This is a genomic window from uncultured Stenotrophomonas sp. (assembly GCF_945952405.1).
GTDB lineage: Bacteria > Pseudomonadota > Gammaproteobacteria > Xanthomonadales > Xanthomonadaceae > Stenotrophomonas.
Window position 1 is genome coordinate 126305 of the sequence record NZ_CAMFIA010000010.1, and the last position, 13770, is coordinate 140074.

The 13770-nt window shown below is 68.6% G+C and carries 15 protein-coding genes; 7 read left to right on the forward strand and 8 right to left on the reverse strand.

All coding sequences use genetic code 11. The features are described from left to right. Positions 1-96: 96 nt before the first annotated feature. The gene (locus Q0P60_RS12240) at positions 97-780 is read left to right on the forward strand and encodes a hypothetical protein (protein ID WP_294993478.1); all 684 of its coding nucleotides are present in this window, start codon (positions 97-99) and stop codon (positions 778-780) included. Positions 781-839: 59 nt separating this feature from the next. Here Q0P60_RS12240 and Q0P60_RS12245 read toward each other — a convergent pair whose 3' ends face one another. Together Q0P60_RS12245 and Q0P60_RS12250 are read right to left on the reverse strand one after the other, a co-directional pair. After that, a complete protein-coding gene (locus Q0P60_RS12245) occupies positions 840-1346 on the reverse strand; it encodes a DUF2867 domain-containing protein (protein ID WP_294993482.1) in 507 nt (168 codons plus the stop codon). After that, positions 1343-2005: a serine/threonine-protein kinase gene (locus Q0P60_RS12250; protein WP_294993485.1), complete on the reverse strand. Its 663-nt coding sequence runs from the start codon at positions 2003-2005 to the stop codon at positions 1343-1345. The genes Q0P60_RS12245 and Q0P60_RS12250 overlap by 4 nt, the downstream gene beginning before the upstream one ends. An 85-nt stretch (positions 2006-2090) precedes the next feature. Between Q0P60_RS12250 and Q0P60_RS12255 the strand changes: the two genes are divergently transcribed. Beyond that, on the forward strand, positions 2091-4085 hold the full coding sequence (locus Q0P60_RS12255) for a bifunctional DedA family/phosphatase PAP2 family protein (RefSeq protein ID WP_294993488.1): 1995 nt from the start codon (positions 2091-2093) through the stop codon (positions 4083-4085). Between the two features lie 132 nt (positions 4086-4217). Here Q0P60_RS12255 and Q0P60_RS12260 read toward each other — a convergent pair whose 3' ends face one another. The 3 genes from Q0P60_RS12260 to Q0P60_RS12270 form a co-directional block, all read right to left on the reverse strand. Further along, on the reverse strand, positions 4218-4796 hold the full coding sequence (locus tag Q0P60_RS12260; RefSeq protein ID WP_294993492.1) for an LON peptidase substrate-binding domain-containing protein: 579 nt from the start codon (positions 4794-4796) through the stop codon (positions 4218-4220). Continuing rightward, positions 4793-6157 carry a UDP-N-acetylmuramate:L-alanyl-gamma-D-glutamyl-meso-diaminopimelate ligase gene (gene mpl, locus Q0P60_RS12265; RefSeq protein WP_294993495.1) on the reverse strand — a complete coding sequence of 455 codons (1365 nt, stop codon included), beginning with the start codon at positions 6155-6157 and terminating at the stop codon, positions 4793-4795. Before mpl ends, Q0P60_RS12260 begins: the two co-directional genes overlap by 4 nt. A gap of 328 nt (positions 6158-6485) precedes the next feature. Further along, positions 6486-7049 (reverse strand): adenylate kinase, encoded by a 564-nt coding sequence (locus Q0P60_RS12270; RefSeq protein ID WP_014038375.1) that lies wholly within the window; start codon positions 7047-7049, stop codon positions 6486-6488. Between the two features lie 136 nt (positions 7050-7185). Here Q0P60_RS12270 and Q0P60_RS12275 point away from each other — a divergent pair, with 136 nt between their 5' ends. From Q0P60_RS12275 to Q0P60_RS12290, 4 genes are all read left to right on the forward strand, one after another. Beyond that, complete coding sequence (locus Q0P60_RS12275) at positions 7186-8442, forward strand: 6-phosphofructokinase (RefSeq protein WP_294993500.1); 1257 nt, start codon at positions 7186-7188, stop codon at positions 8440-8442. 96 nt (positions 8443-8538) lie between these two features. After that, complete coding sequence (locus tag Q0P60_RS12280; RefSeq protein ID WP_294993607.1) at positions 8539-8796, forward strand: KUP/HAK/KT family potassium transporter; 258 nt, start codon at positions 8539-8541, stop codon at positions 8794-8796. Continuing rightward, positions 8759-9214 carry a KUP/HAK/KT family potassium transporter gene (locus Q0P60_RS12285; RefSeq protein ID WP_294993503.1) on the forward strand — a complete coding sequence of 152 codons (456 nt, stop codon included), beginning with the start codon at positions 8759-8761 and terminating at the stop codon, positions 9212-9214. Before Q0P60_RS12280 ends, Q0P60_RS12285 begins: the two co-directional genes overlap by 38 nt. A 63-nt stretch (positions 9215-9277) precedes the next feature. Continuing rightward, positions 9278-9667, forward strand: coding sequence for a DUF488 family protein (locus tag Q0P60_RS12290; protein ID WP_294993506.1), 390 nt, complete (start codon positions 9278-9280; stop codon positions 9665-9667). A gap of 87 nt (positions 9668-9754) precedes the next feature. Here Q0P60_RS12290 and Q0P60_RS12295 read toward each other — a convergent pair whose 3' ends face one another. Further along, a complete protein-coding gene (locus Q0P60_RS12295; RefSeq protein WP_294993509.1) occupies positions 9755-10258 on the reverse strand; it encodes a hypothetical protein in 504 nt (167 codons plus the stop codon). 300 nt (positions 10259-10558) lie between these two features. Here Q0P60_RS12295 and Q0P60_RS12300 point away from each other — a divergent pair, with 300 nt between their 5' ends. After that, positions 10559-12586 (forward strand): sodium-translocating pyrophosphatase, encoded by a 2028-nt coding sequence (locus Q0P60_RS12300; RefSeq protein ID WP_294993511.1) that lies wholly within the window; start codon positions 10559-10561, stop codon positions 12584-12586. 40 nt (positions 12587-12626) lie between these two features. Here the strand turns inward: Q0P60_RS12300 and Q0P60_RS12305 are convergent, their stop codons facing one another. Together Q0P60_RS12305 and exbD are read right to left on the reverse strand one after the other, a co-directional pair. After that, positions 12627-13346, reverse strand: a complete 720-nt coding sequence (locus Q0P60_RS12305; RefSeq protein ID WP_294993513.1) for an energy transducer TonB — start codon at positions 13344-13346, stop codon at positions 12627-12629. Continuing rightward, a complete protein-coding gene (exbD, locus tag Q0P60_RS12310; protein ID WP_294993515.1) occupies positions 13343-13768 on the reverse strand; it encodes a TonB system transport protein ExbD in 426 nt (141 codons plus the stop codon). Before exbD ends, Q0P60_RS12305 begins: the two co-directional genes overlap by 4 nt. Between the last annotated feature and the right edge of the window lie 2 nt (positions 13769-13770).

Genomic DNA, 13770 nt, shown 5'->3' on the forward strand with positions numbered 1-13770 from the left:
AGCGTATGCAATGAGCCGCTAGTATGCCGCGCCGACGTGGAGTTCACCCGGCCTTGACGATACTCGGGCCTCCCGTCAACGCACGAGGTCCACGCCATGCGCCGTTCCCGTCTGCTGCTGCCTGCCCTGGGCCTTGCCCTGCTGACCGCCTGCCAGGACCGTTCGCCGGAACCCGGCAAGGAGCCGCCCGCCGGTGACGCGCCCAGCGCGGAGAAGGCGGCCGCTGACGGCAGGATGCGCTGGAGCGAGGCGGTGGTCTGGGATGGTGACCTGAATGCCTGCCGCCAGGGCGAGAACACGGCCACCCGCGACTGCCTGCGGGATGCGATGCGCGCCGGCGGTGCCAGCGCCGATGCAATCACCGCCGCCGAGCAGCTGTCCAGCGCCGGCGAACTGGCCTATGTCACCGCATGGCATGAGAACGACGGCCTCGGCGTGGCCACGGTCGAGTATCCGTTCCGCGCCAACACCAATGAAGGCACGCGCCTGGTCGATGCGGGCGGCAAGCGCATCGACGTCGACGCGGTACAGTTGGACGACGGCCTGCGCGCCGACCCGACCGTGCAGGAACTGCTGAAGGCCAGCCCGCAGGCCACGCCATTCGCACCCGCGCAGTCGGCCGGTGCAACCCCGCTGGAGAACGGCGGGATCCGCGTGCTGTACCGCACGCCGCTGCGCGACTGCCACGCCTGCCCGGACGTGGGCCAGCTGCAGATCGCCTATGACTTCGATGCCAAGCGCAACTTCATCGGCCAGCAGGTGGTGCCGGCGACGCCGTAGCCGTCCGCGGCCTATCCACGCATGGCGTGGATCCAGGTAGATCCACGCACGGCGTGGATCTACCGGTAGGCCTGTACCTGCCTGCGCAGCAGGTGCGGCACGATCAGCCGGTGCACGGGGGCCACCGGCAGCATGTAGAGGCGCCCGAACGCGTTGTGCGTATGCACCACCGTTGCCACTTCCAGCATGTCGCCCTGCCATTGCAGGGCCAGCTGCACGCGCAGGTGGCGATCGTCGTCTTCCAGCACGATGGCGTCGTGCTCCAGCGACTGCAGGGTGAAGATGCCCAGGCGCTGCCCCGGCAGCGGGGATCGCGTGTCCTGCACCGCACGCAGCGAGCCCAGGTCCTTCATGCCGAGCAGGCGCATGCCGTGGTTGCGCAGCGCCATCAGGCCATCAAACCAGCCCGGAATCGTCGCCGCCATGTCGCGATAGGCCTGCAGGGCCGAGCGTCCGTCACGCCGGGTGCGGGCCTGGCACGCATGCACGAAGCCGGCACCGGCCAAGCGCGGGCGCAGCACATTGCCCGCGCTCGGCGCGGTGGTCACCACCGGTGCCGGACTCATGGCTTCGGTCCCTGCCCTTCATTGTCTTCCCAGTGCAGGATGCGCCGGGTAACGAAGCGGTAGACCGGCTTGCCGGTGGCGAACCACAGTTCGCGTACCCACGAGGTGCGCTTGAGCACGCGCCTCTCCACCGGGGTCAGCGATTCACGGCAGTACATGCGCTTGTGCTTGAGCAGGTGGCGCAGGTCCTCGCGGGCCAGCAACCGCATCCAGCGCGAACGCGGGTTGCCGATCACCGCCAGCTGGAAGTCGATCAACGCCGGCCGGCCGTCTTCGGTGACCAGCCAGTTGGCCTCCTTGGCCAGATCGTTGTGGGCCACGCCACGCCGATGCAGCTGCTGCAGCAGGCGGCGCGCGGAACGGAACCAGGCCAGGTCACCGCGTGGCGGGCGCTGGTACATGGCGTCGCCGGCCATGAAACTGCGGTCCAGGTGACGGCCATTCCACGCCAGCAGCTGCGGCACATCGGGCATGCCGTGGATGTGCTGCAGCGCGCGCGCTTCGCGGCGCGCCAGCCACCAGGCAGGCAGCCGCAGCCACAGTGGCGTCGCTCCCAGATCACGGCGTACGAAGGGGCCGTCGGGCCCTTTCACGAGGAGGATGCGGCCGAAGCTGTCGGCCTTCAAAGCATGGGATGGAGCGTCTGGCATCTGCGGCATGGGCCCATTCTAGGCGATGGCGACGGTTGCAAACGGTCACGAAGGGGCTGGGAACCAGTCACCTTCACGCCCCTATAATCGGGCAATGGACTCTTCTTGGATCGACACCACCCTCGCGTGGATTGCCGCTCACCCCGTGCTGGCGGGTGCCGTTATCTTCCTCATCGCGTTCTGCGATGCGGTCATCATTCTCGGTGCCATCGTGCCGGCCCTGCCGCTGCTGTTCGCGGTCGGCGTGTTCATCGGCCTGGGCCAGATCTCCGGACCGTACGCGGTCGCCGCCGCGGCACTGGGTGCATTTGCCGGTGACGGTATCAGCTACTGGATCGGCCGCCGCTGGGGCGACCGGCTGCGTGGCATCTGGCCGTTCAGTCGTTATCCGCAGCTGCTCGACCGCGGCGAGAACCTGTTCCGCCGCAATGCGTTCAAGAGCATCCTGGTCGCCCGCTACGTGGGCGCGATCCGCCCGTTCGTGCCCGCCATCGCCGGCATGATGAAGATGCCGGCCGGCCGCTACGTGCAGGCCAGCGGCATCGCCAGCCTTTCCTGGGCGGTGCTGTTCCTGGCGCCGGGCTGGGTGCTGGGCGAAGCCTATGACGCGGTTGCCGCCGTCGCCGGGCGCCTGGTGGTGGTGGTCGGCCTGCTGGCGGTGATCCTCGGCCTGGTCTGGGCGATCGTGCTGTACGGCTATCGCTGGTCCGCCGCGCGCATGGACAACTGGCTGGCCCGCCTGCTGGACTGGTCCAACCGCCACCCGACACTGGGCCGCTACACCGTGGGCGTGCTGGACCCGAAGCGCCGCGAATCGGTGCCGCTGGCGATGCTGGCGCTGATGCTGCTGGTGCTGGGCTGGGGCTGGTTCGCGCTGCTGACCGTGGTGGTCGCCCATGGCGAACCGCTGGCGATCGACCTGCTGGTGCACCAGGCCATGCTGGCGCTGCGCAATCCGCTGGCCGACTACCCGATGGCCGCACTGGCGTCGCTCGGTGCCTGGCAGGTACTGCTGCCGGCCACCGCAGCCGCCATGGGTTACCTGGTCTGGCGCCGGCGCTGGATGGCCGCCGCGCACTGGCTGGCGGCGCTCGCGTTCGGCCTGGCCCTGACCATGCTGCTCGGCGCCACCGTCGACGTGGTGCGCCCGGTCGATGCCAGCAGCGGCTTCGGCTTCCCGTCGGTGTCGGTGACCATGGCCACCATCACCTTCGGCTTCTTCGCGGTGCTGATCGCGCGCGAAATGCCCGGCCGCACCCGCGTCTGGCCGTACCTGGTGTCGGGCATCGTGGTCAGCCTGATCGGCTTCTCGCGCCTGTACCTGGGCGCGCATTGGCTGAGCGACGTGATCGGCGGCATGCTGTTCGGCACGTTCTGGCTGCTGGTGCTGGGCATCGCCTACCGCCGCCGCTTCAACCGCTCGTTCTGGGTGAAGCCGGTGGCGTGGCTGTTCTACGGCGTGTTCGCGCTGGCGGCGATGTGGTACGCGCCGCGCAACATCCCGGTGAAGCTGCAGCGCTTCGAGCCGACCCTGCCGGCACCCCAGGCGATGGACATGCAGGCCTGGTGGCAGCACGACTGGGCGACGTTGCCGGCACGCCGCAACGAATTCGACGACGACCAGCGCTGGCCGCTGGACGTGCAGGTGGCCGGCCCGCTGGCACCGCTGCAGGCGCAGCTGGAAGCGCGCGGCTGGAAGCTGCAGGAACAGGCCGGTTGGCAGCAGGCGCTGCTGATGCTGGACAAGAACACCGGCGCCGACGAACTGCCGGTGCTGCCGGCAACCCTGGATACCCGTGTGGAAGCCCTGCTGATGGTGCGCCAGGGCGCGCAGCCGGATGAGCGCTACGTGCTGCGGCTGTGGCCTGCACCGGCGCAGCTGCAGCCGGGCAACACGCCGTTGTGGCTGGGCAGTGCACAGACCCTGCGTTACGAGCGCCACTTCGAGTGGATCGGCATGTGGCACCCGCTGCGCGGGGTTGATCCGGCCATGAACGCGGTGAAGGAAGCCGTGCAGGGCCTGCCGCAGCGCGAGGACGTGCACAGCGAAACCGGGTTGCCGGTACTGCGGTTGAAGACCGCCCCGTGATGGCCGGAGCCGAGCATGGCTCGGCTCTACAGTAGATCCACGCCACGCGTGGATGGCCCGGCACTGCAGTAGATCCACGCCACGCGTGGATGGCCCGGCGCTGCAGTAGATCCACGCCACGCGTGGATGGGGTTACGGCATCCAGCCCAGCAACTGCTGCAGGCGCTGGTGCGGGTCGTCCATCTGCAGCAGTTGCAGGCGCTGCTGTTCGCTCAGCGGCAGCAGCTCGGCCAGCCGCCAGCCGACCCAGCTGGCCTGGTCCAGCAACGCCGGGTTGGCCGGTGCATAGGCCTCGCCCGCCTGTTCGATGATGTGACCAAGCAGCGTGGCCAGCAGCGCATGCTGCGGCCGCAGTTCGTCGTCGGGATCTGCCTCGCACCAGCGCACATCGGCCACCACCAGCCCGTTGTCACGCACCCGGGTACGCTCGACATGGAAGCGGCGCGTGCCGCGCAGGCGCAGCTGCAGCACGCCATCGGCACCGACATCGAAATCTTCGATGCGCACCTGCACGCCGTAGGCCGCGGGCGTCGCCGGTGCGCCCACTTCGTCGCCCTCCAGGATCAGGCAGACGCCGAACCCCTCGCCACTGCGGCCACTGTCGCGGACCAGATCCAGATAGCGCCGCTCGAACACGCGCAGGCCCACTACCGCCCCCGGTACCAGCGCGGTGTGCAGCGGAAACAGCGGCAGCGGATTACCGCTGCTCATCGCGCCTGCAGGGCGGCGAGGAAGCGGCGCGGCGCACCGCCAAAGCCACCATTGGACATGAACACCACATGGTCGCCGCGGCGCACGCTGGACTGCAGCTGGGCCAGCAGTGCGTCGGTATCCGGCACCGCATGTGCCTGCCCGCGCACCGCTGCGATCACCGTGGCGGCATCCCAGGCCAGTTCCGGGCGATGCAGGAACACCACTTCGTCGGCCAGCGACAGCGAGGGGGCCAGCGCCTGCGCGTGCGCCCCCAGCCGCATCGAGTTGCTGCGCGGCTCCATCGCGACCACGATGCGCGCATCGCCGACCTTGGCCCGCAGGCCTTCCAGCGTGGTCGCGATCGCGGTCGGGTGATGGGCGAAATCGTCGTAGACGGTGATGCCGTCATGGCTGCCGATCACTTCCATGCGGCGCTTGACGCTGCGGAAGCGCGCCAGTGCCGGAATCACCTCGGCCGGCGCCACGCCCACCGCATGCGCGGCAGCCAGCGCGGCCAGCCCGTTCAGCACGTTGTGGCGGCCCAGCAACGACCACCGCACCTCGCCCAGCGCCTGCCCGCGATGGTGCACGCGGAACGCGCTGCCATCGGCAGCCAGCAGCTCGGCATGCCATTCCAGCGACGGGTCGAAACCGAAGCGCTCGACCGGTGTCCAGCAGCCCATCGCCAGCACTTCGGCCAGATGCGGGTCCTCGCCGTTGACGATCAGGCGGCCACGCGCCGGCACCGTGCGCACCAGATGGTGGAACTGGCGCTGGATCGCAGCCACGTCCGGGAAGATGTCGGCGTGGTCGTACTCAAGATTGTTGAGGATGGCCACCAGCGGCCGGTAGTGCACGAACTTGCTGCGCTTGTCGAAGAACGCCGTGTCGTATTCATCGGCTTCGACCACGAATTCACGGCCCTGGCCCAGCCGCGCGGAGACACCGAAGTCCTCGGCGACGCCGCCGATCAGGAAGCCCGGCGAACGCCCGGCGCTTTCCAGCAGCCAGGTCAGGATGGTGGTGGTGGTGGTCTTGCCGTGGGTCCCGGCCACGGCCAGCGTGTCGCGCCCCGGCAGCACCTGCTCGGACAGCCACTGCGCACCGGAAATGTAGCGCTGGCCAGCGTCGAGGACCGCCTCCACGGCCGCATTGCCGCGCGACAGCGCATTGCCGATCACCACCTCATCGGTGCCCGGCGGCACGCTGTCGGCGCGGTAGCCCTGGTCCAGGGTGATGCCCAGCTGCTCGAGCTGGGTCGACATCGGCGGATAGATGGCCTGGTCGCTGCCGCTGACCGGATGGCCGAGTTCCCGCGCCAGGGCGGCCACGCCGCCCATGAAGGTGCCGGCGATTGCAAGGATATGTACGCTGCTCATGACCGAGGATTGTGACCGATGACGGCTGTATAGGGCCAATGTCCGCTCCCGGGTAAGACAACTCCTACACAGGATGTGAGAAAACTCCAATCTTCTGTCAGGGAATTCCCGATAGCGATGTTCTGTGAACCCGGACACAATTCGAACTGCCAGCCGCAGTACCCGAACCGGTCCTACTCCCCAAGAGGCCATCCCCAAGGGAGCTCATGCTGCGGGGCCCTGAGCAAGCCCTCTGCTGGCGCCTATCAAACGACACAGGCCTGATCCTCGCGGACCAGGCCTGTGTTTTTTGTGCCCGAGGGGCCGGCAATCCGCCGGCCCGACCGGATCAGGCCTTGATCGCCGCCAGGATGCGCGCTTCGATCTCGTCCAGCTCGCCGACGCCGTCGACGCGGGCCAGGGTGCCGCGGCCGGCATAGAAATCGACCACCGGGGCGGTCTGGTCGTTGTAGACCTGCAGGCGCTGGCGCACCGCTTCCGGGTTGTCATCGGCACGGCCCTGCTCCTTGGCACGGCCGGCGATGCGGTCGACCAGCAGCTCGGTGGCCACGTCCAGCTGCACCACGGCGTCCAGCGGCTGGCCGATCTTGGCCAGCAGGCCGTCCATCGCATTGGCCTGCGCCACATTGCGCGGGTAGCCGTCGAGGATGAAGCCCTTGGCGACATCTGCCTGGGTCAGGCGCGACTCCAGCATGCCCAGCAGGATGTCGTCCGACACCAGGTTGCCGGCATCCATCACCGTCTTGGCCTGCTTGCCCAGCTCCGTGCCGGCGGCGATTTCCGCGCGCAGCATGTCTCCGGTCGAAATGTGGGCGATACCCAGCTTTTCCTTCAGGCGCGTCGCCTGTGTCCCCTTGCCCGAACCGGGCGGTCCCAACAGAACCAATCGCATTGACCTGACTCCAACGTGTTGAAAACAAAGAAGGTTCGCGTCCCGGACGGACCGGTATCGCTGCACCGCAATAGCGCCACTTTACCGCATCCGGGTAATGTCCCTGCAATGTCCCCTCCCCCGAGCAGGTAGAAGCATGCGCAACGGTACTCTTCTTTACGCCCAGTCCGGCGGCGTCACCGCGGTGATCAACGCCACCGCCGCGGCGGTGATCGAACAGGCCCGGGCCAAGGGCATCAAGGTCCTGGCCGCCCGCAACGGCATCCTCGGGGCCTTGCGCGAAGAGCTGATCGACACCAGCAGGGAGAGCGCCGCCGCCATCCGCGCCCTCGCCCACACCCCGGGCGGTGCGTTCGGTTCGTGCCGGGTCAAGCTGAAGTCGCTGGACGCCGACCGCGCCCGCTACGACCGCCTGCTGGAGGTGCTGCGCGCGCACGACGTGCGCTGGTTCCTCTACAACGGCGGCAACGACTCGGCCGATACCGCGCTGAAGGTCTCGCAGCTGGCCAAGGCCTCCGGCTATGACCTGACCTGCATCGGCGTACCCAAGACCATCGACAACGATCTGGCGGTAACCGACACCTGCCCCGGCTTCGGCTCGGCGGCCAAGTACACCGCGGTGTCGGTGCGCGAGGCGGCACTGGATGTGGCGGCGATGGCCGAAACCTCCACCCGCGTCTTCATCTACGAGGCGATGGGCCGCCACGCCGGCTGGCTGGCGGCCGCCGCAGGCCTGGCCGGCAACGGCGATGACGAAGCGCCGCACATCATCCTGCTGCCCGAACGCGCCTATGACGAAGCCCTGTTCCTGGCCAAGGTGAAGGCGGTGGTCGAACGCGTCGGCTACTGCGTGGTGGTGGCTTCGGAAGGCATCGCCACCGCCGATGGCCGCTTCGTCGCCGACGCCGGCGGCGGCAAGGACTCGTTCGGGCACGCGCAGCTGGGCGGGGTGGCCGCGCACCTGGCCGGTCGGGTCAAGGACCAGCTGGGCCTGAAGGTGCACTGGGCACTGCCCGACTACCTGCAGCGTTCGGCCCGCCATCTGGCCAGCAAGACCGACTGGGAGCAGGCCCAGGCCGTCGGCAAGGCCGCGGTGCAGCTGGCCCTGAAGGGCCAGAACGGGGTGATGCCGGTGATCGTGCGCAGCAGCGACGCGCCGTACCGCTGGAAGATCGAGGCGGCACCGCTGTCGAAGATCGCCAACCACGAGAAGAAGATGCCGGCCGGCTTCATCCGCCGCGATGGCTTCGGCATCACCGCCCGCGCACGTGCCTACCTGTCGCCGCTGATCAAGGGCGAAGCTCCCCTTCCGTATGGCGCCGATGGCCTGCCGAAGTACGTGACGCTGAAGAACGTGGCAGTGAAGAAGAAGCTGCCAGCCTTCGAAGGCTGAGCCGACGCCGCGCACCTGCGCGGCTTCACCGCATCACAACGGCGCGCGCATGAAGCTCCCTGCGCGGCGCCGGCCTCTCGGCCTCGGGCCTCGGGCCTGGCGACGCTCGGTGTCGTTTTTGGCGACATCGGCACCAGCCCGCTGTACACCCTCAAGACCATTCTCGGCATGAGCCACAGCGCCGGAGCCGCCACCGGCACGGTCGCCCTCGGGGTACTGTCGCTGATCGCGTGGACACTGATCATCACCTCGGTGAAGTACGTGACCCTGGCCATGCGCATCACCAACGATGGCGAGGGGGGGCATCCTGGCGCTGATGTCGCTGCTCGGAATCTTCCTGTCGCGCAGCGATGAGGGCGTACCGCCGGTGATGGCCTGGCACGTGCGCCACAACGGTGCGCTGCACCAGCATCTGCTGGTGGTCAATGTGGTCAACGAGTCCGTCCCGTGGGTCGCCGACAGCCAACGCCTGCAGCTGCAGCAGCTGCGGCCGGGCTACTGGCACGCGACCACCCGCTTCGGCTTCATGGAAAAACCCGACGTGCCCGCCGCCCTGCAGCTGACCACGGCGCAAGCGCCGGAGCTGGCCCTGGCCGATGCCACCTACTACATCGGCTATCTGGAAGTGGTACCGGGTGAATCGCATCAGGGCCCGCCGCGCTGGCAGAAGAGCCTGTTCGCGTTCATGGCGCGCAATTCCCTGCACACCGCCGATGTCCTGCAGCTGCCGAAAGACAACGTGGTGCTGATCGGACGTCAGGTCCCGGTGTGAACGCGGTTCACGCCTGCCGCACGCCACTGCCACGATGCTCACACTACCCGCCAGGAGAACGTCATGGCCCTGCACGTAGTCCGTCTTGGCAGCCCGCGCCAACCCGGTGAAGGGCTGCGCATCGGTACCGTGCGCCGGCCGCCGCGCGGCGTGCCACGCAGCGAGTTCGCGCGACAGGACTGGTACGACGTCTGGTTCCCGACCCTGTCACCCAGCGCGGAACTGGTGAAGCAGGCGCACGAGGCCAGCACCGCGGCCGACTGGAATGCCTTCTTCCGCCACTACAAGGCAGAGATGAAAGCCCCTGACGCGGCCCATGCACTGGACCTGCTGGCGGCGATGTCGCAGCACAGCGACATCAGCGTGGGCTGCTACTGCGAGGACGAGGCGCACTGCCACCGCAGGGCGCTGCGCGAACTGCTCGTTGCGCGCGGGGCGAAGCTGGCGGAGTGATCGCAGGGCTGCCGGCCAGCGGCCGGCACTACCGGGCATGGCTTCAGTAGATCCACGCCATGCGTGGATTCGCGCTGCCGGGCAGCCTCAATTGCAGGCCTTGCCTTCCACCTGCAGCTGCGCGGCGAACATCGTCACCTGCGGAATCTGCCCAGCCGCCGCCTGCTTCTTTGCTTCCTCAAGGTAGATGCGCGACTGGCCCTGGCCATCCAGCTCGACCTTGTTGCTCGAGGGCAGGCGCCACACCCGCACCACTGCCTGCTGCGCCGGGCACGCGGCGCTCGGCACGCGGATGACGTCATTGAGCTTCCAGCCCTTGTCGGCACTCGGCTGTGCCTTGTCGAAGTCGACGAAGCGCGCACGCGGCTGGCACTGCTCGCTGGTGCGCACGGCAGAGAAGCGGTACGGCGCGGCGGCCTCGCCGGTGAACGCGCCTTCCAGTCGCGCGCAGGCTTCAGGGATCTGCCGCAGGGTGTGCACCGCGCCCACCGCCTGGGGGGCGCCCACGGCGCGCTGCAGTTCCGGGGTTTCCGCGGCGATGGCCGGCACGGCCGGGACCAGGGCGGCAAGCATCAACAGGGACAGGCGCATGAGCAATCTCCTACAGGACGCCGCTCAGGCTTGCAGAGGCTGGCTTAACGGGGTGCAAAGGCCGGCCGCTCGGGCCGGGTTCCGGGGACGATCACGCGCGGATCGCAAACGCCAGTCGGGCACGGCTCGACTCTACAGATGGCCACACGCATACTGCGGTCACCAGGGAATGCTGAACACCGCCATACGTCGGACGACCGCCAGGTCGGTACGGGTTGGTTCCAGGCTGCAGCCCGTCGTCCCCCTCGTGGTGCCGTTCATCGCCACTGGATGCCTACATCCATTCTGCGGAGGGGTCTAATGCTGGAACGTCACGGGCTGTCATTGGCGCTGGGCTGCGCCATTCTCGCGATCCTGTTCGGAATCGTCTCGGCGCGCTGGATCCTGCGCCAACCCACCGGCAATGAACGCATGATCGCAATCGCCACCGCGATCCAGGAAGGGGCGCGTGCCTACCTCAACCGCCAGTACCTGACCATTGGCGTGGCCGGCGTGGTCCTGTTCGTGCTGGTCGGCATCTTCCTCAGCTGGTACACCGCCATTGGCTTCGCCATCGGTGCGGTGCTGTCCGGCGCGGCCGGCTACATCGGCATGAACGTCTCGGTTCGCGCCAACGTGCGTACCGCCGAAGCCGCCCGCAATGGCATCAGCGCGGCGATGGACGTCGCCTTCCGCGGCGGTGCCATCACCGGCATGCTGGTGGTCGGCCTGGGCCTGCTGGGCGTGGCCGGCTACTACGCGCTGCTGCTGCGGATGGGCCTGCAGATGGACCAGGCGCTGCACGCGCTGGTCGGCCTGGCGTTCGGCTCGTCGCTGATCTCGATCTTCGCGCGCCTGGGCGGTGGCATCTTCACCAAGGGTGCCGACGTCGGCGCCGATCTGGTCGGCAAGGTCGAAGCCGGCATTCCCGAGGACGACCCGCGCAACCCGGCGGTGATCGCCGACAACGTCGGCGACAACGTCGGTGACTGCGCCGGCATGGCGGCCGACCTGTTCGAGACCTACGCGGTGACCGTGATCGCCACCATGCTGCTGGGGAGCCTGATGCTGGCCGAGGCCGGTGCCAACGCGGTGCTGTATCCGCTGGTGCTGGGTGGCGTGTCGATCATCGCCTCGATCATCGGCGCACTGTTCGTCAAGGTGAAGCCGGGCGGCTCGATCATGGGCGCGCTGTACAAGGGCGTGATCGTCTCCGGCGTGCTGGCCGCGATCGCGTTCTACCCGATCACCACCGGGCTGATGGCCGACAACGTGCATGGCCCGATGGCGCTGTACGGCTGCGCGCTGATCGGCCTGGTCCTGACCGGCCTGATCGTGTGGATCACCGAGTACTACACCGGCACCCAGTACAAGCCGGTGCAACACGTGGCGCAGGCCTCGACCACCGGCCATGGCACCAACATCATCGCCGGCCTCGGCATCTCGATGAAGTCCACCGCGCTGCCGGTGGTGGCGGTGTGCGCGGCAATCTGGGGCGCGTTCGCGCTGGGCGGACTGTACGGCATCGCCATTGCCGCCACCGCGATGCTGTCGATGGCCGGCATGATCGTCGCGCTTGATGCCTACGGACCGATCACCGACAACGCCGGCGGTATCGCCGAGATGGCCGAGCTGCCCTCGGAGATCCGCGAGATCACCGATCCGCTGGATGCGGTGGGCAACACCACCAAGGCCGTCACCAAGGGCTATGCGATCGGCTCGGCAGCGCTGGCGGCGCTGGTGCTGTTCGCCGACTACACGCACAACCTGCAGGCCGCGCATCCCGGCCAGGAGTTCCGCTTCGACCTCAGCGACCACACGGTGATCATCGGCCTGCTGATCGGCGGCCTGATCCCCTACCTGTTCGGTGCGATGGCGATGGAGGCGGTCGGCCGCGCCGCGGGTGCGGTGGTCGAGGAAGTCCGCCGCCAGTTCCGCGAGATTCCCGGCATCATGCAGGGCACCGGTAAGCCGCAGTACGACAAGGCGGTGGACATGCTGACCCGCTCGGCGATCCGCGAAATGATCGTGCCTTCGCTGCTGCCGGTCGCGGTGCCGGTGGTGGTCGGCCTGCTGCTCGGGCCGCGCGCGCTGGGCGGCCTGCTGATCGGCACCATCGTCACCGGCCTGTTCGTGGCAATCTCGATGACCACCGGCGGCGGTGCCTGGGACAACGCCAAGAAGTACATCGAGGATGGCCACTTCGGTGGCAAGGGCAGCGAGGCGCACAAGGCCGCGGTGACCGGCGATACCGTCGGTGACCCCTACAAGGACACCGCTGGACCGGCGATCAATCCGCTGATCAAGATCATCAACATCGTAGCGCTGCTGCTGGTGCCGCTGCTTTAAGGGCCCCTGTAGAGCCGAGCCCATGCTCGGCTCTACAAGGTCACCGCCCGCGCAGGAAGAACGACACCGGCACCATCACTTCCACCGGGTCGCCGACCACTTCGGCCGGCGGCGCCGGCACCGGGCTGGCGCGCCGCACGGTATCCAGCGTTTCCTGGTCGAGCAAGGCGAAACCGCTGCTGCGACCCAGCCCCAGAGCGGAGACCACGCCATCCCGGGCCACCGCGAAACGCACGTAGACCACGCCCTGCTGGCGCAAACGTTCGGCCTGGCGTGGATAGCGCCGGTGCTTCTGCAGGTGCCCGAGCAGGCGACCTTCCCAGCTCGCCTCGGCGCGGCTGCGTTCGCCAGCGGTGGTCTGCGGTGCGGTGTAGCGCGTTGCCACGTCGGCCGCCACCTGCGGCGGAGCACTGGTCTGCGCAACGTTGGCGTCGGCACTGTCCGGCGATGGCGCCGGTTCCGGTGCGCGCGGTGGCGGCAGGTCGCCCTGCGGCAGCACGGGTGCCTTCGGCCGTTCGCGCGGTGCCGGTGTTGTCGCCTGGCGCTGCTGTTGCTGCTGCAGCGGACCGGTAGCGACCTCGCGCGGCGGCGCTGGCGGCGCCTGTGCCATCGGTGCCAGTTCCAGCATCAACGCCGCCGGTGCCGCAGCCGCGGCCACCGCCGGTGCCTGCGCCGCCCACCCGCAGGCCACGCCGATCAGCGCCGCATGCACCAGCAGCACGATCGCCAGGCTGGTCGCCCAGCGCTGCAGCCCCTTCATCGCGTGCCCTGCTCCAGGCCGACCAGCGCCACCTTCAGGTAGCCCGCCGCACGCAGTGCATCCAGCGTCGCCATCAACTCGCCATAAGGCACGCGGCTATCGGCACGCAGGAAGATGCGTTGCGCGGTGTCATCGTGGGTGGCCGCGCGCAGGGCGGCGGCCAGCCCCTCGCGTGCCACCGGCTGCTCGCCGACGCGCAGTGACAGGTCGGCCTGCACGGTCACGTACACCGGGGCCTGCTCCGGGGGCGTGGCGCTGGCACTGCTGGCCGGCAGCTGCACCGGTACCGATACCGTCGCCAGCGGCGCGGCCACCATGAAGATGATCAGCAGCACCAGCATCACATCGATGAAGGGCGTGACATTGATCTCATGGGCTTCTTCCGGCGCGTCATCGCGGCCGGATGCGGTCCTGATCGCCATCG